The following is a 20,230-nucleotide window of genomic DNA, read 5'->3' on the forward strand; positions in this document are numbered from 1 at the left end:
CCTGGCACTCGCACACCGCGAGTGCCAACCTCGTTTTTAGCACTCGACGGGGGCGAGTGCAAGGTGCACGACGGCGTGCAGACGGGTGCGGCCCCTCTCCTCGGGGGGGATGAGGAGAGGGGCCGCGTCGTCCCTCTCTCGGGGGGGGAATGTGAGAGAGGGCCGCGTCGCGCCGCCGTGAGCTGCAGGGGGGGATTCAGCTCACGGCGTCGCGCAGTTCCCGGCGAAGAATCTTGCCGGTCACCGTCTTGGGCAGCTCGTCGACGATCTCGACCGAGCGCGGGTACTTGTACGCCGCCATCTGTTCCTTGGCGAACGCGATCAGTTCGTCGGGAGTCAGTGCGGCGCCGGGCTGCAGCGAGACGAAGGCCTTGACCGTCTCGCCGCGGTACTCGTCGGGCACCCCGACGACGGCCGCTTCACGCACCGCCGGATGGGTGTAGAGGACGTCCTCCACCTCCCGCGGCCACACCTTGTAGCCGGAGGCGTTGATCATGTCCTTCTTGCGGTCGACGACGTAGTACCAGCCGTCGGCGTCCATGAAACCGACGTCACCGGTGTGCAGCGCACCGTCGGGGATCGACGACGCCGTGGCCTCCGGCTTGTTCCAATAGCCGGGCACCACCTGCGGGCCGGCGGTGACGAACTCGCCGACTTCGCCGACCGCCACGTCCTTGCCGTCGGCGCCGACCACGCGGACCACCGTGTTGAACACCGGCACTCCCACCGACAGCGCACCCGACTCCGGGTCCACCGGCGCCCGCACGCCGCGCGGGACCGCGTGCGAGGGCGAGTTGGTCTCGGTGAGGCCGTAGATGTTGTGGATGTAGGCGCCGTAGAGCGCCTCCAGCCGGTCGCCCACCGACGGTGCGATGGGTGCGCCGCCGGAGTACAGGACCCGCAGGCTCGACAGGTCGTCCTTGGTGGCGCCCGGCGCCGCGGCCAGCGCACTGAACGCGGTGATCGCACCGATGGTGAAGACCGGGCGGTACTCGCGGATGGCGTCGAGCATCACCGACGGCTCGAAACGATGGGCCAGCACCAGCGGCGACCGGATCAGCATCGCCGCCATGATGTGGCCCACCAGGCCGGTGATGTGGAACAGCGGCGCGATACCGAGGATGCCCTCGCCGGCCTGCAGCCCGGTCCACTCGCGGTACGTCTGCGCGTTGAAGGCGAAGTTCCCATGGGTGTTCATCGCCCCTTTCGGGTCGCCGGTGGTGCCGGAGGTGTAGGCCAGGACCGCCAGATCGTCGGGCCCCAGGCCCGGATCGGGCAGGTCGTCGCCGCCGCCGGCGGCGATCAGTTCCACCAGATCCAGGGTGCCCTCGGTCCGCACCCGCTCGGTGTCGGCGAACAGGCGCGCGTCGGCGCGGTCCTGCATGTCGAGTGCCGAGCAGGTGATCACCGTGGTGACCTGCGTCTGACCGGAGTCGATCACCGGCTTGCCGATCTGCGCGTACAGATCGTCGAGAGCCAGCAACGCGATGGCTCCGGAGTCCTTCAGCAGGTACGCGAGCTCGCGTTCCTTGTTCATCGGGTTGATCGCCACGGCGACGCCGCCGAGGCGCCACGCGGCGACCATGCCGATGATGAAGGCCGGGTTGTTCTGCACGTACAGCGCCAGTCGGTCGCCGCGGCCGAAACCACGTTCGGCCAGCGCCGATGCCAGGGCGCGCGCGGCCCGATCGACGTCGGAGAAGGTCTGCGAGGTGCCGAAGTACTGCAGGAACTCGGCGTCCGGCGCGGCCGCCACGGCCGCGTCGAAGACCGCCAGACCGGAGTCGAACTCGGGCTCGATGTCGGCGGGCTGCCCGTCGGGGTACCGCGCCAGCCACGGCCGATCTGCGTAGGTCACTTGATCACGACCGGGTTCACCGGGGAGCCGCTGGCGCCGTGGATCTTGAGCGGGGCGGCCACGTAGAAGAACTCGTAGACGCCGTCGGCCGCGCAGTCGGCGGCCAGCTTCTCGACGTCGCAGATCTCGGTGAAGGCGACACCGAGGTTGCGCATCAGGGCGTTGTGCAGCACCAGCGCGGCACCGCTCTCCGGGTCGTAGGTGACCTCGTTGGCGATGGTGTCGGTCACCAGGTTCGGGATCTCCATGTCGGCGAACCACTGCACCAGCTCGGGCGAGTAGACCAGACCCGGCTCGCCGAAGTCGGCGTAGAAGGCGGCCTCGTCCTGGAAGAAGAGTTCCAGGTGGTTGGTGCGCAGGATCAGGATGTCGCGCGGACGCAGCTCCACGCCCTGCGCGGCGGCACACGCCTGCAGGTCTTCGTGGTTGAAGGCTTCGCGGGCGCCGAGCGCCTCGACGCCGCGCCAGCGGGCGAGGTCCAGGAGGACCGCGCGACCGGCCACGCCGCGCTGGGCGATGGGCTCGACGCTGGCCTTGGACAGGCCGCCGACGGTGGTGCGGGCGTCGTAGCCGTTCCAGATCTGGCCGTCGTACCAGACGTGGCCGAGGGCGTCGTACTGGGTGGAGCCCTGCAGGAAGGCTTCGAGCTTGTCGTCGGCGTAGTGCAGGCCGCCCGGGAACTGCGGACCGTCGCCGCCCTCATCCCAGTCGGACTCGTCCCAGACCATCTCCTTGGTGGCCGGCGTGCGACCGGGCCACACCGGGTCGCCCTTGGGGTCGCCGATCAGCCGCTGCAGCGTGAACAGTTCGCCGCGCTGGATCAGCGCGGCGCCGCGCAGAACCTGCTCGGCGGTCAGGTAGTTGAGGCTGCCCACCTCGTCGTCCGGACCCCACTTGCCCCAGTTGGTGGGCGAGTCGGCAAGCAGTTCGGTGAGTTCAGGTACTTCGGTCATGTTCAGGCGCCTTCCGAGTGGAGGTGAGGATCGCAACCGACCGGAACGAACGTTTACTCCAGTCGACGAGATGAGAATCACACGCTAATCGTGATTCGTCAAGCACTACCGGAAAGTTGCCCGACCAGGGCGGATTCCCCGCCGCCGCCGACGAGCAGTAGGTTCAGTATTACTGAACTCGGCTGCCCAGCATGGCCAGCGCCAGGCCCGCGTACTCGGCGGCGAGCGCGGGCGGATCGGGGAGCTCGCCGCCGTCCAACCGCAGTACGACCGCCCGGCACAGCGACAGCACCGCCTGCGCCCCGGCCGCCGGATCAGGCGCGCTGAACAGTCCGGCGGCCGCGGCGGCGACGGCCGCGTCGATCATCGCGCGCTCCACATCGGCGCGCAGCGCGACGATCCGCGAACGGTCCGGCTCCTGCAGACTGCGCAGTTCGGTCTCGACGATGAACGACAGATCGCGGCGATGCACCTGCGCCAGCACCACCGCGCGCACCATGTCGGCGAACGCACCCGCGGGGTCGGCGGCCTGCGCCGCGGCGGCCTCCACGCGCCAGCCGAGATCGCCGAGCTGAACGTCCGCCAATGCCACCAAAAGGTGCTGCTTACTGCGGTGATAACGGTAGACGCCGGCCACCGAGAGGTCGGCCTCCGCAGCGACCACCCGCATGGTGGCGCCGTGATAGCCGGTCTCGGCGAAGACCTGCACCGCCGCGGTCAGCACCGGATCCAGGGACAGCTCCTCGAAGACCGCCCACTCGGCGTCGACGGCCGTCGGCGTCGGCACCGCGTCGCCCCGCACACCGCTCGGCACACCGCTCGGCCCGCTCGGCGCGGGCTGCAGCAGGCTCGCCGGCTCCACGCCGAGAGCGAGGGCCACCTGGTGCAGACGCGCCACGGTGAGCCCCACTTTGCCGTTCTCGATCGCGCTCACGGTCCCCGGGCTCACCGCCAACCGCGCCGCGAGCTCGCGCAGGGTGATCCCCCGCCGACCGCGCAGCGCACGCACCGCCTCGCCGACCGCCTCGTCGACCTGTTCAGCCATACTGAACAGGCTACCGGGCGGCCCGCCGCACGGTCAGCGCAGAGCGCGGCGCAGCACCTTGCCGGTGGCCGTGCGCGGCAGCGCAGCGACCATCTCCACCTCGCGCGGATACTTGTAGGCCGTCAGATTCGCCCGGCAGTAGGCGATCACGGCGTCGACGTCCAACGTGCTGCCCGGCCGCGGCACCACGAAGGCCTTGACCGTCTCACCTCGGTATTCGTCCGGAATGCCGATCACCGCGGCTTCCTCCACGTCCGGATGCCCGGCCAGCAGCCGTTCCACCTCCGACGGCCACACCTTGTAGCCGGCGGCGTTGATCTGGTCCTTCTTCCGGTCGACCACGTAGAACCAGCCGTCGGCGTCCATGAAGCCCACGTCCCCGGTGCGCAGCGCACCGCCGATGAAGGCGTCGGCGGTGGCCACCGGATCGTGCCAGTAGCCCGGAATCACCTGCGGGCCGGTGGTGACCAGTTCGCCGATCTCCCCGACCGGCAGGTCTGCGCCGTCGTCGTCGATCACCCGAACCACGGTGTCGAAGACCGGAACGCCCACCGACAGCACGCCCGAGTCGGGATCGATCGGCGCGCGAGTGCCGGGCGGCACCGCGTGCGAGGGCGAGGTGGTCTCGGTCTGTCCGTAGATGTTGTGGATGTAGCCGCCGAGCCGTTCCTCGAGCCGATCGGCGACGTCCGGATCGATGGGCGCGCCACCGGAGTAGCGCAGCCGCAACGACGCGAGATCGGCCGCGTCGACGTCCGGGCTGTCGGCCAGCGCGATGTACGCGGTGATCACCGCGGCACAGAACACCGGCCGTCGCCGGGCCGCCGCGGCCGCGATCACCGCGGGCTCGAAGCGATGCGTCAGCACCAGCGGCGAGGCGGCGATCATCGCCAGACACACCCCGCCGACCAGTCCGGTCACATGGAACACCGGGGCCAGCCCCAGCACCGGCTCCCCGGGCGCCAGCCCGGACCAGTCGAGATACACCTGGGCGCTGAAGGCGAGATTCGCATGCGTCAGCTGGGCGCCCTTGGCCGGACCGGTGGTGCCCGACGTCGCCGCCAGCACCGCCACGTCCGACGGCCCGACCCGCCGCTGCGCCAGGGCGGCGAGCACGCCGGGCCCGGGGAGATGAGCGTCGACCAGCGCAGCGAGATCCACCGTGTCCGCGGGTCGACGACGATCGACGTCGGCGAAGATCCGCGGATCGTCCTCGGTCTGCCCGTCCAGCCCCGAGGTGGTCACCACCACTGCGACACCGGTGTCACCGGTGTCGAGGATCGGCCGGATGCGATCGACGTAGAGGTCGTCGAGCACCAGCAGCGCCGACGGGGTGAACGCGGCGAAGCTGCGGGCGAGATCGGCCTCGGTGGACATCGGGCTCAGCGACACCGCGGTGCCACCGGCCTTCCACGCGGCCACCAACCCCACCACGAATGCCGGGTTGTTCTGCAGACACAGCGCCAGCCGATCCCCCGGCGCGAAGCCACGTGCGATCAGCAACGAGGCCACGGCCTCCGCCGCCCGATCCACCTCCGCCCAGCGCAGCGATCGGTCGAAGTAATGGATCGCCGCCGCGTCGGGCGCGGAGCGCACCGCGGCGTCGAACATATCGAGGGCGGTGGAGAACGCACGCCGCAGATGCGGCGGTCGTCCCGGTGGATAGGCCGCGAGCCACGGCTTGTCGTCGTACCCGGTCACAGGCCGAGTGTAAGCCTCCCACCAGTTCCCTATGCAACGGTCTCGGACCTGCATAAATAGTGCCCGGTGCGTCCGATTTGCGGGCTAGACTCACACCACATTTCTCACTCTCAGCACATGACTAGACGGGTGGATCATGGCCACACCAGCCTCGGCGCCGTCGCAGACGGCCAACACCGACTCGCCTGCCCCTGCGGACGGCACACCAGATCTGACCGAGATGGCACTCGCCGACGTCCTCCGACAGTTGGCGGTGGACCCCGCCGTCGGCTTGACCGCGGCCGACGCCGCCCAGCGGCTCACGAAGTACGGCCCCAACGCCTTCCCCACGCGCAGCGAGCCGCTCTGGACGAAGATCCTCGGGTACTTCACCGGACCGATCTCGTACATGATCGAGGCGGCGGCCATCGTCTCCGCAGCCCTGCAGCACTGGGAAGACTTCGGCATCATCGTCGACCTCCTGCTCTTCAACGCGGGCCTCGGATTCGCCCAGGACCGCAAGGCCGAAGCCGCCCTGGCCGCACTCCAGGCGGGCCTCGCCCCGTCGGCCACCGTGCTGCGCGACGGCACGTGGCCGACATCGACGCGGCGAACCTGGTCCCCGGCGACGTGGTCCGCATCGAGATCGGCGAGGTGGTGCCCGCTGACCTGCGGCTGACCGGCAGCGGCACGGCGTCCATCGACCAGTCGGCGTTGACCGGCGAATCGGTGCCGGTCCGCAAACATCCCGGCGATCCGGCGTTCTCCGGTTCGGTGGTCAAGGGCGGGGACACCACCGGCGTGGTGATCGCCACCGGTACCGACACCATGTTCGGTAAGACCGCCAAGCTGGTGGCCGGCGCGGGCGCGGTGTCGCACGCGCAGAAGGCGATGTTCCAGATCGGCGACTTCCTGATCGCCGTGGCCGTGGCGCTGGCGGTGATTCTGGTGTTCTTCGAGGTCTTCCAGAACTTCGACACCCAGTGGTCGGGCAGTTCCGCCGAGATCACCACGCATGCACTGGGCATCGTGCAGTTCGTGCTGGTGCTGCTGGTGGCGTCCATCCCGGTGGCCATGCCGGCGGTCTTCTCGGTGACCATGGCGTTGGGCGCGCTGGAACTGTCCAAACACAAGGCCATCGTCTCGCGGCTGGAGTCCATCGAGGAGATGGCCGGCGTCGACATCCTCTGCTCCGACAAGACCGGCACCCTGACCGCCAACAAGTTGAGCATGCAGCAACCGGTGCTGATGGCGGCCACGGACGCCGACGACCTGATCGTCGCCTCCGCACTGGCCTCCAAAGCCGGCGACAAGGACCCGATCGACACCGCGGTCTTCGCCGCAGTCGAGGACCCCGCGTCGCTGGAGGAGTGGAAGCAGGAGTCGTTCACCCCGTTCGATCCGGCGATCAAATACACCGAGGCCACCGTCAGCAAGACCGACGGCACGCGCGTGCGGATCGCCAAAGGTGCACCGGCCGCGATCGTCGGACTGACCGGCGCCACCGGCGACGTGGCCGACCAGGTCACCGCGACCGTCGCCGACCTCGCCTCGCATGGATTCCGCGCGCTGGCCGTGGCCCGGTCCACCGACGACGGCGCCACGTGGGAGGTACTCGGCCTCCTGTCGATGTTCGACCCGCCGTTGGACAGCAGCAAGGCCACCATCGCCGACGTCGAGGCCACCGGCGTCGCGGTCAAGATGGTGACCGGCGACGACACCGCCATCGCCGTGGAAACCGCCAAGCAGCTGAACATGGGGACCCACATCATCTCCGCGCCGGACGTGTTCCCGGCCGACATGGACCCGGACAACGTCCCACCCGAGATCGCCGCGATCATCGAGAAGGCCGACGGCTTCGCCCGCGTGCTGCCCGAGCACAAGTACGCGATCGTCAAGTCCCTGCAGCAGCGCGGCCACCTGGTCGGCATGACCGGCGACGGCGTCAACGATGCGCCCGCGCTGAAGCAAGCCGACTGCGGTATCGCCGTCTCCACCGCGGTCGACGCCGCCCGCGGCGCCGCCGCGCTGGTGCTCACCGCACCCGGACTGACCGTGATCAACAGCGCCATCGTCGAGGCCCGCAAGATCTTCGGCCGCATCACCAGCTACACGCTGTACCGCGTGGCACTGACCATCGCACTCATGTTCCTGGTGGTCCTCGCGACGCTGATCGCCGGCTTCCAGCCGCTGACCGCTGTCGCGATCGTGTTCATCTCGCTGCTCGACGACGTGCCGATCATGGCGATCGCCTACGACAACACCCCCGTCGCCGACCGACCCATCCGCTGGCGGATGCGATCGATCCTGCCCACCTCGATCATGTTGGGGCTCGTCACGGTGGTCGAGTTGCTCGGCTTCTTCTTCCTGGTCTGGGGCTTCACCAAGATCGACGGCGGCGTCCTCGGCATGCACGTGTGGGACGGCACCGACGGCGTCGCCGTCGGCCAGATCCAGTCCGCGATGTTCCTGGCCCTCGGCATCGGAGGCCATTTCCTGCTGTTCGTGACCCGCGCAGAGGGCTGGTTCTTCCGGCGGCCGTTCCCGTCGTGGCAACTGCTGGCGGCCAACGTGCTGACCGCGGCCCTGACGGTGCTGATGGTCGGCTTCGGCTGGCTGGTGGATCCGCTGCCGTGGCCGATGGTGGGTCTGACCTTCGCCTGGTGCCTGGCCTGGATGTTCCTCGTCGGCGGTGTGCGCGTCCTGCTGGCGAAGGTGCACTTCGCCGATCGGCACTGGCTGCAACTGAGCATGTGGCGCAGCGGCCGCATCGGCATGCGCAGCCACCTCGCCCCCGGCCGGCCCGGCGACGAAGGGCGCGACATCGAGCACGCCCTACGCAGGCTCTGACACCGCCGACGCGAGGGCGAAGATCAGTCGCCGAGTTCCTTCCGCAGGATCTTGCGGTAGCTGCCCAGCGAGTCCCGTTCGGCCTTGGAGACCGTCGGATACTGCGGGTCCAGACCGCGCATCACGTCCAGCAGCACCGAGAACGTCGCCAACCGGCTCGCCCACTTGTGGTCGGCCGGAATCACGTGCCACGGCGCGTGATCGGTGCTGGTATTGCTCAGCATGTCGTCGAACGCCCGCTGATACTCCGGCCACAGCTCGCGCTCAGCCATGTCGGTCGTGGAGAACTTCCAGTTCTTGTCGGGCCGGTCGATGCGGGCGAGGAAACGGCGCGCCTGCTCATCCGCGGAGACGTTGAGGAAGAGTTTGACGACGGTGGTGCCGTTGTCGGTGAGGTACCGCTCCCAGGCGTTGATGTCGTCGTACCGCCGCTGCCAGAGGTCGTCGCCCGAGCTCGCCGCAGTGGTGGGCCACAGCATCTCCGGGTGCACGCGCGTCACCACCACGTTCTCGTAGTGGGAGCGGTTGAAGATGCCCATCTTGCCCAGCTCGGGCACCACCTTCTGATGCCGCCAGAGGTAGCCGTGCGACCGCTCCTCGGTCGAGGGCGCCTTGAACGAGTGCACGTCCACGCCCTCCGGGTTGATGCCGGACATCACGTGCTTCACCGTGCCGTCCTTGCCCGCGGCGTCGATGGCCTGCAGCACGATCAGCAGCGACCGGTCGGCCTGGGCGTAGAACTTGTCCTGCAGCGCGAACAGCTCTTCCTTACCCGCGGCCAGCTGCGCCAGGCCGTCCTTCTTCGTCATGCCCTTCGGCTTCGCGGCCGGATCGAAGTCCCGGGACAGGCGCACCGTGCTGCCCGGCTTCACCCGTGTCGACTTCGCCAGTTTCCCCCAGTCGACCGTATTCACCATGTCTTCTCCTCCCGTGGCCCTCCGCGTCCACTCTGCCCGATTCGCGGCGTCGGCACGTAGATTCTGTAGGCACGATGTCCGGTGAACTGATCGCGATCCTGCTGCTCGGCGGCACCCTGGCGGTGGTGCTGTTCATCGTCGTCCTGCGCACGCGGCGGGTGGTCTCCACCCCGCACGAGCGCGCCGTGCACGACACCCTCGCCGCGGCCGCTGCTGCGGCGCATCCGCTGCGCGACGGTCTCACCGACACCTCGGCCGCGTCGGCCGTCGGTCCGCTCCGCGCCCTCACCGGCGCCGAGGGCGTAGCCCTGTTCGACGCCGACGGGATCCTGCTGGGCCGGGACGGCGCCGACGAGATCTGGCGGCCCCGCGTGCTGACCGCCGCATCCGCCCTGGCCGTCGAGGCCCTCAATGCTCGACGACGTGTTCTGAGCGACTATCCCGGCGGCGACGGCGGCCTCGTCCGCAAGCTCATCGCGGCGCCGCTGATGGGCGACGACGCCAGTTCCGGCGTCCTCGTCGTGGCCACCGTGCGCCAGCCCGGCCCCGGCCAGATCGGCGCCATCACCGAGGTGGCGAACTATGCGGCCACCCAGCTGCAGCTGGCCGAGCTGGACGCCTCGCGGGCCCGCCTGGACCGCGCGGAAGTGCTGGCGCTGCGCGCCCAGATCGACCCGCACTTCATCTACAACGCGCTGGGCACCATCGCCTCGTTCGTGCGCACCGATCCGGCGCGGGCCCGCGAGCTCATCCTCGACTTCGCCGACTTCACCCGATACTCCTTCCGCGCGGCCGGCCAGTACACCGCGCTCGCCGACGAGCTGCGCAACATCGACCGCTACCTCACGCTGGAGCGCGCCCGGTTCGGCGAAGGCCTGGGCGTTCGACTGAACGTCGACCCCGAGGTGCTCGGCGTCGTGGTGCCCTTCCTGGCGCTGCAACCGCTGGTGGAGAACGCCGTGCGGCACGGCCTGGCCGGCCGTCGCGAAGGCACCATCACCATCTCCGCGCACAGCGTCGGCACCACCTGCGAGATCAGCGTGGAGGACGACGGCGTCGGCATGGACCCCGAACTGTTGCGCAGCGGCGCGATCGACGCCCTCCCCCGGTCGGATCTGCTCTCCCAGGAGACCGAGGGCGCGCACGTGGGTCTCACCAATGTGGATCAACGACTGCGCTCGGCTTTCGGCAACGACTACGGTTTGATCGTCGACACCGGGATCGGCGCGGGCACCAAGGTCAGCATGCGTGTCCCGAAGTTCGCCAGCGGCATCCGCGCCGACGCGACGGGCCAGGAGGGACGAGGCTGATGACAGCGCTACGGGTACTGGCCGTCGACGACGAAGCCCCCGCTCTCGACGAACTGGCCTACCTGCTCGGCGAGCACCCGGCCGTCGGCGAAGTGGTGCGGGCCTCCGACGCCACCGAGGCGCTCCGGCTGCTGTCCGAGCAGTCGGTGACAGCCGCCTTCCTCGACATCTCGATGCCCGGACTGAATGGGATGGAACTGGCCGCGGTGCTGGCTCGGTACGCGCAGCCGCCCGCGCTGGTCTTCGTCACCGCGCACGCCGATCGCGCGGTCGCCGCGTTCGACGTGGGCGCCGTCGACTATCTCCTCAAACCTGTTCGCGCCGAACGGCTTTCCCAGGCTATCGAGCGCGTGCTGGCGGTGCGCGGCGAGCAGTCCGCATCCGCCTACGACGACAGCGCCGGCGAGCTCCCGGGCACGGTGCCAGCCACCGCCGACTCGACCGACGAACCCGACACCGGGGTGGCGACGGGCGACGTGATCCCGGTGGAACGCGGCGGCGTCACCTCGCTGATCCCCCGCGAGTCGGTGGCCTGGGTGGAGGCGGTCGGCGACTACGCGCGCCTGCACACCGCGACCGGCGACTACCTCGTCCGCGTCACCCTCGCCACGCTCGAATCACACTGGGCCAGATCGGGTTTCGCGCGCGTGCACCGCTCCTACCTGGTGTCGTTGCCGATGGTCAGCGGCCTGCGATCGGTGGGGACGGCCACCAAGGTGATCGTCCGCGGCATCGGCGAGACCCCCGAGGTGGAGTTGCCGGTGAGTCGTCGCCAGGTGCGTGACCTCAAGGATCGTCTGGTGCGAGATCCGTTGCGTTCCTTCCGGACTCGCCGAGGCGACGGAGCCGCACCGGACAGTCGCTGACATGCCCGGAACCAGCCCGCGGCGCGAACGCGTAGTCCTCTCGGAGCGCCGCGGCGCACGCCCGGTCCGCACGCGCGCCGAAGTCACCGAGCAGACCCCGGTGGGCGAGCACCTCGTGCGCGGCCTGGTGCGCGCGCAGCTGGGGCTGGCGCTGCGCATCGGCCTGGCGGTGGTGCTGATCTTCGTCGCCGTCCCGGTCGTCGGGGCCACCGTCGACGGCTTCGCCACCGCCACCCTGTTCGGGATCAACCTCAACTGGATCGTGTTGGCGCTCATACCGTATCCGGTCCTGTACCTGGCCGGCCGCCTCTACATCCGCCTCGCCGAGCAGGCCGAGCGCGACTTCATTCGACTGATCGACGACGAGGAGCACCGCCGATGATGTCCGGCTCCGGTGCCGTCCTGGTGATCATCGCCGTCGCCGTGGCCACCCTCGGCACCGTCGCGGTGGGTGCCTGGGGCGGACGCGGGGCTCGGTCGACGTCGGACTTCCTGGTGGCCTCCCGCAGTATCGGCTCGCGCTGGAACGCCGCCGCCATCGCCGGTGAATACCTTTCGGCCGCTTCCTTTCTCGGCGTCGCCGGCCTCGTCGCCAAGTACGGCGCGGACGCGCTCTGGTACCCGATCGGCTTCACCGCCGGTTACCTGGCGCTGCTGCTGTTCGTGGCGGCGCCGCTGCGTCGATCCGGCGCCTACACCGTCCCCGACTTCGCCGAGTTCCGGTTGGGTTCGCTGCGCGCGCGACGCGTCGCGATGATCGTCGTCGCGGTGGTCTGCGTCCTCTATCTCGTGCCGCAGTTGCAGGGCGCCGGCCTCACCCTGAACATCCTGCTCGGCGCGCCCGGCTGGGTCGGTGTCGTCGTGGTCGGGGTCGCGCTGGTGGTGAACGTCGTGAGCGGCGGCATGCGGTCGGTGACCTTCGCGCAGGGGGTGCAGTACTGGCTGAAGCTGACCGCGATCGCCGTGCCCGCCCTCGTCGCCGTGATCCACTTCGCGCAGCAGCCGCAGGAGCTCGGCGCCCCGCTGCCGGCCCGGGTCGCCGCGGCCACCACCGTCGCCGTGCCGACCGAAGTGACGATCACCGTGACCGATCCGGCCGGGGTGCACGTGACCGGCACGCTCGACGGCCGCGAAGTCCAGGACGCCCCGGTGGCCGCGGGCAGCTTCGTGGTGGGCGACGACTCGTCGCTGACCTTGGCGGCCGGCGCGGCCACCCCGGTGGTCTCGGATGCGCCGCAGACCGGGGCCGCGTGGTCGCGGTCCGGCGGCGGCTTCGGCGGCGGCCATCCGCTGTACCAGGTGCTGTCGCTGATGTTGGCCACCTTCCTCGGCACACTCGGACTGCCGCACGTCCTGGTGCGCTTCTACACCAACCGCAATGGCGCGGCGGCGCGGCGGACGGCCCTCACCGTGATCGCCCTGCTGGCCGGCTTCTATCTCTTTCCCACCGTCCTGGGCGTCCTGGCCCGCGTCTACGTGCCGCAGGTGCTGGCCACCGGCACCTCCGACGCCGCGGTGCTGATGATTCCGTCGGCCGTGCTCGACGGCCTGCCCGGTGAACTTCTCGTCGCGCTGGTCGCCGCGGGCGCGATCGCCGCCTTCCTGGCCACCGCGTCGGGCCTGCTGATCAGCATCGCGGGCGTGGTGTCCACCGACCTGTTCCGGCCGGGCGTCCGGACCTTCCGACTGTGCGCCCTGGTCGGCGGCCTGGTGCCGATCGGGCTGGCACTGGTCGCCGGCACCCTGGAGCTGTCCCGTTCGGTGGGCCTGGTGTTCGCGGTCTCCGCCGCTACTCTGTGCCCGCTGCTGGTGCTCGGCATCTGGTGGCGCGGCCTCACCGCCGCCGGAGCGATCGCCGGCCTCGTCGTCGGGTCCGTGACCTCCGGCGTATCCGTGGTGGTCGGCACGTTCCTGGCCTCCGGCGACAGCTGGGCGTCGTCGATCCTGGGCTTCCCGGCCGTCGTCACCGTCCCACTCAGCTTCGCGACCATGATCGCGGTGTCGCTGGCCACCCGCCGCACGGTCCGGTCCGACGTCCCCACCGTCTTCGCCCGCATGCACGTGCCCGAACGCTTCGGCATGGTCCTCGAACGCACCCCCGCCGGCGACTGAATCCCCCGCCCCCGTGCCGTGTCGCGACCCTGCTCCCGCGTCGAGCTCGGGGCCCGGAACTTGTCAAGCTGTCTGAGACAGCTGCTTTTTTTGGTTAACAGTTTTGGTGTTGATTCCGGTCGGTCCAGGCAGGGGTGGTGCCTGCGGTGGCCGCCGGAACCGGCCGGGGTTTGCCGCGTACGCCCGATCGAGAACAGCCTGTCGATGGTCCCGGCGTGCCTGGACGGTCTGGAAGTACACGTCTGCGGGGGTGTAATAGCCTAAGCCGCTGTGTCGGTGCTCGGTCGCGTACCGGTGCAGGAAATCGGCAGTCCATTCGCGAGCATGATCGATGCTGTCGAAACGATCAGGACATGCAAGATCATATTTGATGGTCTTGAAGAACGACTCCGAAAATGGGTTGTCATCACTCACTCGTGGCCGCGAGAACGACGGACTCACATCCATGCAGTCCAAGAAATCGAGAAGATCATTCGACCGCATCGTCGAACCATTATCAGAGTGCATTCCGGCCGGCGCATCAAAAACCTCAAACGCCTCATCGAACATCGCAATGACCGCCTCGCGCGACTCGCCATAGTCGATAGACCAACACACCGGGTATCGAGAGAACACATCAATGGCCAACGCCAATTTGTAGCGTTGCCGGCCCGGCCCGCGGAGTTCAGTCACATCCCACGACCACAGATCATTCGGCGCGTCCGCGGGAACGATAGGTTTACGCCGAGACTTCTGGCCACCGCCGCCTGACCGGCGCCGGCGTCGATCGCCCACCAACCCGGCTGCACCAGCGACGCGGTAGAACGTGCGCTGCGAACATGTCACCAGCTCGGCGTCGAGCGCCCGCCAGTACACCTGCAAGACCGACCGGTCCTCGTTCTCGTCGGCAGACAGCACCTTGAGGATCGCTCGCCGTTCCGCCTCGCTGAGCGCGGCAGGCTGACGCCGTTGACGCTGAGCCAGCCGATCGACCACGGGCCTGTAATGCTGATACCCCCGCGTGACCCGATAATAGGTAGCGCGAGGAACACCCGTTAACTCACACGCCCGAACAACCGATAACCCGACGCCCACCAGCTCGCGCGCGGTAGGAATACCCACCATGCGGTACATCGCCGCTAGAAAAGTTGCTCTCTCTCCAGCCACTTGGCGTACTGATCCGCACTCATCAATGCCGGCGGGATCCGCGTCTCCTCTGGGTTCGGACTCTTGTTCACCTGCTCCAAGAGTCCGAAAGCTTTTCCCAGAATATCCTGCACCGCCTCGCCCTGAGCAACCTTCTTCCTCAGTTCCTCATTCTCTTTCCGAAGGCGCAGCAACTCGGCGCGCTGCTCATTACTCATGTGATACCTCGACCTCCGCGACGCCGCCAGCATGGACTCGGTCAATTCTCCCGCAGAACGCGCCTCAAGCCAACGCCTCACCGTCGACCCCGCCAGATCGAACTCCCGCAACAGCCGAGTCTTGTCACCCCGCTCCACACACAAATCCCACAACTGCAGAAACCGAGCCCGGAACTCCAGATCAAAAGACCGCCCACCCAACGGGGCTCATCCCAATCAAGGGTGTAGCCGGGCATGAGCCTTCGGACGTGGGTAGTCTCATGGCGATGTAATTGGTGAGGATGCGAATCCCGAGCGCGCTCGCGCGGAGGTGCTCGAGCCGACCCTTGATCGCCTCCGGCGACCCGTTCGACGTGCCGCGGCGCGCGGAGTAGGTCAGCACGTCGGGCCGCCCGCTTCCTCAGCTTCCGGCCCAGCGTGAGACCTGAACGAACTAGGCATTGGCACGACCTCGCGGTGGCGCTTGGTGCCACACGTATTCGCAGTCGTCGCGGCGGTAGCAGTGGATCTGTGGGCATCAGCGCGCGATGACGCGGCCGCTCGGACGGCTCGTGGGCCAAGCCCATCGGGCCACGGTGTTGCGCAGGGCACCCTCAGCCATACCGGCGGGACCACTGGTTGCGGGCGTTGGGTTCGGCAATGTCAGACGAGGACTGCGTGGTCGAGTTCGAGGTGACAGCCAGTCGAACAGCTGGGCTACCCGTCCGTCGCCCAGCGTGGCAGCGGATCGGCTGCGGGAAAACATACCGGCGGCATGCGGTACGCTTCCTCCGTGCATTTGTACTTCCTGTGACGGCTGAGTAGGCCCACCGCGCTCGTTGAGTATTCCGAGTCTGCGGCGGCCGCTCGTTCTGACCCTTCAGGGTCGCCGTCATTTGCGTACCTACCTGCCTGTTTGTGGCTGGTGGTGCGTCGTCTCGAAGGACTTCAATGCTCACCCCGACGAACCGTCGTTCGGCGCGCCAGCGCGCGCAACTCATCACTTCCGACGTGTCTTTGATGCGCGGAGCCACGCCCGTTCTCCATCACGTCGACCTCACCCTCACTTCCTCATCGCGTGTCGCGATCGTGGGAGAGAACGGGCGAGGGAAATCGACGCTCCTGCAGGTGCTCGCTGGCGTCCTGGTCCCGGACACCGGAACAGTCCAGTGCATCGGCACGATTGGTGTTGCCGAACAAGAGATGACCGCCGCTGACAGTCGAACTGTTGGACAGGCGGTCGCGGAGGCGATCGCCGAACCGCTGGCCGCGTTGGCGGCACTCGACGCCGCCGCTCTCGCTCTCGCGGACAACACGGACCGGGCCGCAGAGGAGTACGCAGCCGCGTTGGAACATGCCGAAGCGCTCGATGCGTGGAATGCCGAGCGGCGTGTGCAGATCGCGCTCGAAGCACTCGACGCGGAGACGGACACGACCAGGCTTCTCGCAGACCTCTCGGTGGGACAGCGTTATCGGGTACGGCTGGCGTGTCTCCTGGGCGCCGATCACGACTTTCTCCTGCTTGATGAGCCCACCAACCACCTCGACCGAAGCGGGCTCAAGTTCCTGACCGCGCAACTTCGAGCGCGGAGCGGGGGTGTTGTCGTCGTCAGCCACGATCGCGCGCTGCTGTCCGACATCGCGGAGACGATCGTCGACCTCGACCCGACGCCGGACGATCGGCCTCGCGTGTACGGGAATGGCTATGCCGGCTACCGGGAGGGACGCCTGGCCGAGCGAGAACGCTGGGCACAGAACTACGACCGCCAACAGGCCGAGCATGCTCGACTGCAGGACAGTCTCAGCGCCGCTCAGAACCGATTGGTCTCGGGATGGAGACCAGAGAAGGGCACCAACAAGCATGGGCGCGCCACCCGGGCCGGCGGGCTCGTGCAGAACGTGCACCGACGCCAGGAAGTACTCGAAGCCCACGCCGTCACGGTGCCGGAACCGCCTCAGCTCTTCCGGTTCCCCGACCTCCCCACACGCACTGGGGCGGTTCTCCTCAGCGTCGATCAGGTCAGCGTCGCTGGGCGGTTGACCCGGCCAGTGTCGTTCTCACTCTCCCACCGCGGCCGTCTCGTCGTGACCGGCCCGAACGGTGCCGGCAAGTCCACACTGCTGAGCGTGGTCGGCGGTGAGCTGGCGCCGGACACGGGAGCGGTTCGAACGCCTCCGAGCACGCGCCTGGGCTTTCTTTATCAGGAGACGACCCTGCCGCCTGAGCGGAGAGCGAGCGAGGTGTACGCCACGCACGTCGGCGCGTTGGTGTCCGAAGGCACTTTGCTGGAGTCGGATGCGATCGGGCTCTCTCAGCTTGGTCTCCTGCGCCCGCGCGAGGCGGGCAAACGAGTGGGCGAGCTCTCGATGGGGCAGCAGCGCCGGCTCGATCTGGCGCTCGTGCTCGCGATGCGCCCGCATGTGCTGCTCCTGGACGAACCCACCAACCACCTTTCCATCGCGCTCGTTGACGAACTCACCAACGCGCTCGGAGCGACCACGGCGGCGGTCGTCCTGTCAACGCACGATCGGCAGCTGCTCCGTGACGTTGACGGATGGCCGAGCCTCGAACTGACTTCGATGGTCGAAGGCGAGGCCCTGGTATGAGCGAGAAGAACCTCAACCCAATACGTGCCCTGCGGCCACTGGCTTCGCGGGACTATCGGCTCTTGTTCGCCGCGGTCGGCATCGAGGTCTTCGGCACCGGGATGTGGACCATCGTGATGGTCTTCCAAGTGCTTGCGCTGGATGACAGCCCGCTCGCGCTCTCAGCGGTCGCAACAGGGATGAGCTTGGGCCTGTTCGCCTTCTCGATCCTGGGTGGCGTTGTCGCCGATCGGTTCTCCAAACGCCGCATCATCATCACCGTGCAGGGATGCACCGTGGCTGTGATGACCGCGGTGGTCATCCTGTCCCTCACCGAGACGATCGAACTGTGGCACATCGGCGTTGCCTCATTCGCGATGGGCGCGGGAAGCGCGTTCTTCTACCCTGCCTACAGCGCGTATCTACCCCAGGTGCTTCCGCCTGAGCAGCTCCTCGCCGCGAACGGGCTCGAAGGCGCTCTCCGACCCTCAATGGGGCAGGGCCTCGGTCCCGCCCTCGGCGGAGTCGTCGTCGGCATGTTCTTCCCCGCCATCGGTGCCGTCATCGTCGCAGCCTCGTACGCGATCGCGTTCATCCTCACTCTGTTCCTCAGCCGACGCGACGAGCTGACCACGGCCACGTCTCCGGAGAAGCACACGAGCGTGTGGGGTGACCTTCAAGCAGGCGTGAACTATGTGGTTCACACCCGCTGGTTGCTCTGGACCCTAATTTTCGGGTCCTCGCTGGCCCTCATCATCCAGGGACCGATCGAAGTGCTGCTGCCCTTCATCACTCGCGACAGGTTCGAGGACGCCGAATCCACGTTCGGCTTCCTTCTCGCCGCATTCGGCATCGGCGGGGCGATCGGTTCACTGGTTGTGTCGTCGCTGAAACTGCCGCGCCGCTACCTCACGTTCATGATCGCCTGTTGGGGCGGCGGAACCCTCCCGCTCGCGGTCATCGGCGTCGCCGACAATCTGATCCTGATGCTCGCAGCACTGTTCATAGTTGGCGCAGCGACCGGAGCCGGTGTCGTCATCTGGGGAACCCTGCTGCAACGCTTGGTGCCGCTCAACATGATCGGCCGAGTCGCGAGCCTCGACTTCTTCGTCTCGATCGCCTTTATGCCGGTCTCGATCGCCATTGCAGGACCGCTCTCGCTGCTCGTACCCATCCCGGTGATCTTCGTCATCGCCGGCATCGCTCCACCCGTGCTTGCGCTGATCGCGTTGCTGGCGGGACGCATGCGCGAAAGCGAGATAGAACGCCTTCTGGACGAACGGTGAGACGCGATTGTTGACATGCCCGGCGCTTCCGTCCGGGCGGGCTTCACCTGCCCGGACTTGACCACGTTCTGCCGACTCGACGAGCTTGACCTCGTCGTCACCGGCCAACGCCTCGAACCCGGCCGAGCGGTGCTGGCCTGCCGGGTTCTTACGTCGGACGAGTGGTGCCGGCGCTGCGGCGCCGAGGGGACTCCTCGTGACACCGTCGTCCGGCGTCTTGCACATGAGCCGCTGGGCTGGCGACCCACCGTCCTCGAGGTCGCGGTGCGTCGCTACCGCTGCATGGGGTGCGGGCACGTCTGGCGCCAAGACACCACCCGGGCGGCCGAGCCGCGGGCGAGGCTCTCGCGCCGCGGGCTGCGGTGGGCACTCGAAGCGCTGGTCGTGCAGCACCTGACGATCGCCCGGATCGCCGAGGCGCTCGACGTCGCGTGGGACACCGCCAACGACGCCGTTCTCGCCGAGGGCAAGCGGGTTCTTATCGACGACGAGCACCGTCTCAACGGTGTGAAGGTCGTCGGGGTCGACGAGCACGCCTGGAGGCACACCCGGCGCGGTGACAAGTACGTCACCGTGATTGTCGACCTCACTCCGGTCCGTGACGGCACTGGGCCTGCGCGGCTGCTCGACATGGTCGAAGGCCGTTCCAAGCAGGCGTTCAAGACCTGGCTGACTGAGCGTGACGAGGCCTGGCGTGAGGGGATCGAGGTGGTCGCGATGGACGGGTTCACCGGCTTCAAGACTGCTGCGGTCGAGGAACTCCCCGACGTAGTAACGGTGATGGATCCGTTCCACGTCACGCGCCTGGCTGGCGAGGCGCTCGATGAGTGTCGCCGCCGGGTGCAGCAGTCCATCCACGGCCACCGCGGCCGCAAGGACGACCCTCTCTACTCCGCACGGCGGACCCTGGCCACCGGCGCTGACCTGCTCACCGACAAGCAGATCGACCGCCTACAGCGACTGTTCGATCCCGCCACCCACGGCGATGCCCATGTCGAGGTCGAGGCGACCTGGGGCATCTACCAGCGCATGATCGCCGCCTACCGCCACGAAGACCGCCGCTGCGGCCGCCAGCTGATGACCGCGCTGATTGACTCCGTCAGCACCGGCGTCCCGCCGGCCCTGGTCGAGGTCGCCAAACTCGGACGGACGTTGAAGAAGCGGGCCGACGACGTGCTGGCCTACTTCGACCGGCCCGGCACTAGCAACGGACCGACCGAGGCCATCAACGGACGACTCGAGCACCTCCGAGGCTCCGCACTCGGGTTCCGCAACCTCACCAATTACATCGCCAGGTCCCTGCTCGAGACCGGCGGGTTCAGACCACGACTACACCCTCGATTGGGATGAGCCCCCAACGGGGCCGTACCGATCCGCAACTTCAGCGCCTCGATCTCCTCAGCACGCTCCTGCTCCGTACGAACACTGAAAATCATCTTCACCCT

At 68.2% G+C, this 20,230-nt stretch carries 16 protein-coding genes and 1 pseudogene; 9 read left to right on the plus strand and 8 right to left on the minus strand.

What is annotated here, in order from left to right:
• Nucleotides 1-196: 196 nt before the first annotated feature.
• From MUG78_RS04365 to MUG78_RS04380, 4 genes are all read right to left on the minus strand, one after another.
• On the minus strand, nt 197-1,858 hold the full coding sequence (locus MUG78_RS04365; RefSeq protein ID WP_246992542.1) for an AMP-binding protein: 1,662 nt from the start codon (nt 1,856-1,858) through the stop codon (nt 197-199).
• A complete protein-coding gene (locus MUG78_RS04370; RefSeq protein ID WP_246992544.1) occupies nt 1,855-2,811 on the minus strand; it encodes a cyclase family protein in 957 nt (318 codons plus the stop codon). Before MUG78_RS04370 ends, MUG78_RS04365 begins: the two co-directional genes overlap by 4 nt.
• A 169-nt stretch (nt 2,812-2,980) precedes the next feature.
• A complete protein-coding gene (locus tag MUG78_RS04375) occupies nt 2,981-3,856 on the minus strand; it encodes a TetR family transcriptional regulator (RefSeq protein ID WP_246992546.1) in 876 nt (291 codons plus the stop codon).
• 33 nt (nt 3,857-3,889) lie between these two features.
• Entirely contained in the window at nt 3,890-5,557 is a 1,668-nt protein-coding gene (locus MUG78_RS04380; protein WP_246992548.1) for a class I adenylate-forming enzyme family protein, read from the minus strand.
• A gap of 136 nt (nt 5,558-5,693) precedes the next feature.
• Here MUG78_RS04380 and MUG78_RS04385 point away from each other — a divergent pair, with 136 nt between their 5' ends.
• Together MUG78_RS04385 and MUG78_RS04390 are read left to right on the plus strand one after the other, a co-directional pair.
• Nucleotides 5,694-6,215 carry a cation-transporting P-type ATPase gene (locus MUG78_RS04385; protein WP_246992551.1) on the plus strand — a complete coding sequence of 174 codons (522 nt, stop codon included), beginning with the start codon at nt 5,694-5,696 and terminating at the stop codon, nt 6,213-6,215.
• The gene (locus tag MUG78_RS04390) at nt 6,128-8,386 is read left to right on the plus strand and encodes a plasma-membrane proton-efflux P-type ATPase (protein ID WP_246992553.1); all 2,259 of its coding nucleotides are present in this window, start codon (nt 6,128-6,130) and stop codon (nt 8,384-8,386) included. The genes MUG78_RS04385 and MUG78_RS04390 overlap by 88 nt, the downstream gene beginning before the upstream one ends.
• Nucleotides 8,387-8,409: 23 nt before the next feature.
• Here the strand turns inward: MUG78_RS04390 and MUG78_RS04395 are convergent, their stop codons facing one another.
• Entirely contained in the window at nt 8,410-9,303 is an 894-nt protein-coding gene (locus tag MUG78_RS04395) for a polyphosphate kinase 2 family protein (RefSeq protein ID WP_246992555.1), read from the minus strand.
• Nucleotides 9,304-9,377: 74 nt separating this feature from the next.
• Here MUG78_RS04395 and MUG78_RS04400 point away from each other — a divergent pair, with 74 nt between their 5' ends.
• Genes MUG78_RS04400 through MUG78_RS04415 form a run of 4 tightly spaced genes read left to right on the plus strand, consistent with a single transcriptional unit; the run spans nt 9,378 to nt 13,591 of the window.
• A complete protein-coding gene (locus MUG78_RS04400) occupies nt 9,378-10,613 on the plus strand; it encodes a sensor histidine kinase (protein ID WP_246992557.1) in 1,236 nt (411 codons plus the stop codon).
• On the plus strand, nt 10,613-11,479 hold the full coding sequence (locus MUG78_RS04405; protein WP_246992559.1) for a LytR/AlgR family response regulator transcription factor: 867 nt from the start codon (nt 10,613-10,615) through the stop codon (nt 11,477-11,479). The genes MUG78_RS04400 and MUG78_RS04405 overlap by 1 nt, the downstream gene beginning before the upstream one ends.
• Before the next feature lies 1 nt (nt 11,480).
• The gene (locus tag MUG78_RS04410; RefSeq protein ID WP_246992561.1) at nt 11,481-11,861 is read left to right on the plus strand and encodes a hypothetical protein; all 381 of its coding nucleotides are present in this window, start codon (nt 11,481-11,483) and stop codon (nt 11,859-11,861) included.
• Nucleotides 11,861-13,591 (plus strand): sodium/solute symporter, encoded by a 1,731-nt coding sequence (locus tag MUG78_RS04415; RefSeq protein WP_372493279.1) that lies wholly within the window; start codon nt 11,861-11,863, stop codon nt 13,589-13,591. Before MUG78_RS04410 ends, MUG78_RS04415 begins: the two co-directional genes overlap by 1 nt.
• A gap of 63 nt (nt 13,592-13,654) precedes the next feature.
• Here MUG78_RS04415 and MUG78_RS04420 read toward each other — a convergent pair whose 3' ends face one another.
• The 3 genes and pseudogenes from MUG78_RS04420 to MUG78_RS04430 all read right to left on the minus strand — a co-directional run.
• A complete protein-coding gene (locus tag MUG78_RS04420) occupies nt 13,655-14,704 on the minus strand; it encodes an IS3 family transposase (protein ID WP_308221327.1) in 1,050 nt (349 codons plus the stop codon).
• 5 nt (nt 14,705-14,709) lie between these two features.
• On the minus strand, nt 14,710-14,934 hold the full coding sequence (locus tag MUG78_RS04425; protein ID WP_246992565.1) for a hypothetical protein: 225 nt from the start codon (nt 14,932-14,934) through the stop codon (nt 14,710-14,712).
• A gap of 181 nt (nt 14,935-15,115) precedes the next feature.
• A pseudogene (locus tag MUG78_RS04430) lies at nt 15,116-15,353 on the minus strand (transposase); the annotation flags it as partial.
• A 511-nt stretch (nt 15,354-15,864) separates the two neighbouring features.
• Between MUG78_RS04430 and MUG78_RS04435 the strand changes: the two are divergent.
• The 3 genes from MUG78_RS04435 to MUG78_RS04445 are packed head-to-tail and all read left to right on the plus strand — an operon-like array spanning nt 15,865 to nt 20,135.
• Complete coding sequence (locus tag MUG78_RS04435) at nt 15,865-17,520, plus strand: ABC-F family ATP-binding cassette domain-containing protein (protein ID WP_246992567.1); 1,656 nt, start codon at nt 15,865-15,867, stop codon at nt 17,518-17,520.
• Nucleotides 17,517-18,785: an MFS transporter gene (locus MUG78_RS04440; RefSeq protein WP_246992569.1), complete on the plus strand. Its 1,269-nt coding sequence runs from the start codon at nt 17,517-17,519 to the stop codon at nt 18,783-18,785. The genes MUG78_RS04435 and MUG78_RS04440 overlap by 4 nt, the downstream gene beginning before the upstream one ends.
• A 15-nt stretch (nt 18,786-18,800) precedes the next feature.
• Nucleotides 18,801-20,135, plus strand: a complete 1,335-nt coding sequence (locus tag MUG78_RS04445; RefSeq protein WP_246992571.1) for an ISL3 family transposase — start codon at nt 18,801-18,803, stop codon at nt 20,133-20,135.
• Nucleotides 20,136-20,230 lie beyond the last annotated feature (95 nt).

The organism is Gordonia alkaliphila (assembly GCF_023017165.1).
Classification (GTDB): domain Bacteria; phylum Actinomycetota; class Actinomycetes; order Mycobacteriales; family Mycobacteriaceae; genus Gordonia; species Gordonia alkaliphila.

What these genes read in the sequence shown, in the direction of transcription:
- MUG78_RS04370 (WP_246992544.1), bottom strand. Translation starts at nt 2,811, where the DNA reads ATGACCGAAGTACCTGAACTCACCGAACTGCTTGCCGACTCGCCCACC.
- MUG78_RS04375 (WP_246992546.1), bottom strand. Translation starts at nt 3,856, where the DNA reads ATGGCTGAACAGGTCGACGAGGCGGTCGGCGAGGCGGTGCGTGCGCTG.
- MUG78_RS04385 (WP_246992551.1), top strand. Translation starts at nt 5,694, where the DNA reads ATGGCCACACCAGCCTCGGCGCCGTCGCAGACGGCCAACACCGACTCG.
- MUG78_RS04395 (WP_246992555.1), bottom strand. Translation starts at nt 9,303, where the DNA reads ATGGTGAATACGGTCGACTGGGGGAAACTGGCGAAGTCGACACGGGTG.
- MUG78_RS04400 (WP_246992557.1), top strand. Translation starts at nt 9,378, where the DNA reads ATGTCCGGTGAACTGATCGCGATCCTGCTGCTCGGCGGCACCCTGGCG.
- MUG78_RS04405 (WP_246992559.1), top strand. Translation starts at nt 10,613, where the DNA reads ATGACAGCGCTACGGGTACTGGCCGTCGACGACGAAGCCCCCGCTCTC.
- MUG78_RS04410 (WP_246992561.1), top strand. Translation starts at nt 11,481, where the DNA reads ATGCCCGGAACCAGCCCGCGGCGCGAACGCGTAGTCCTCTCGGAGCGC.
- MUG78_RS04415 (WP_372493279.1), top strand. Translation starts at nt 11,861, where the DNA reads ATGTCCGGCTCCGGTGCCGTCCTGGTGATCATCGCCGTCGCCGTGGCC.
- MUG78_RS04420 (WP_308221327.1), bottom strand. Translation starts at nt 14,704, where the DNA reads ATGTACCGCATGGTGGGTATTCCTACCGCGCGCGAGCTGGTGGGCGTC.
- MUG78_RS04425 (WP_246992565.1), bottom strand. Translation starts at nt 14,934, where the DNA reads ATGAGTAATGAGCAGCGCGCCGAGTTGCTGCGCCTTCGGAAAGAGAAT.
- MUG78_RS04435 (WP_246992567.1), top strand. Translation starts at nt 15,865, where the DNA reads ATGCTCACCCCGACGAACCGTCGTTCGGCGCGCCAGCGCGCGCAACTC.
- MUG78_RS04440 (WP_246992569.1), top strand. Translation starts at nt 17,517, where the DNA reads ATGAGCGAGAAGAACCTCAACCCAATACGTGCCCTGCGGCCACTGGCT.
- MUG78_RS04445 (WP_246992571.1), top strand. Translation starts at nt 18,801, where the DNA reads ATGCCCGGCGCTTCCGTCCGGGCGGGCTTCACCTGCCCGGACTTGACC.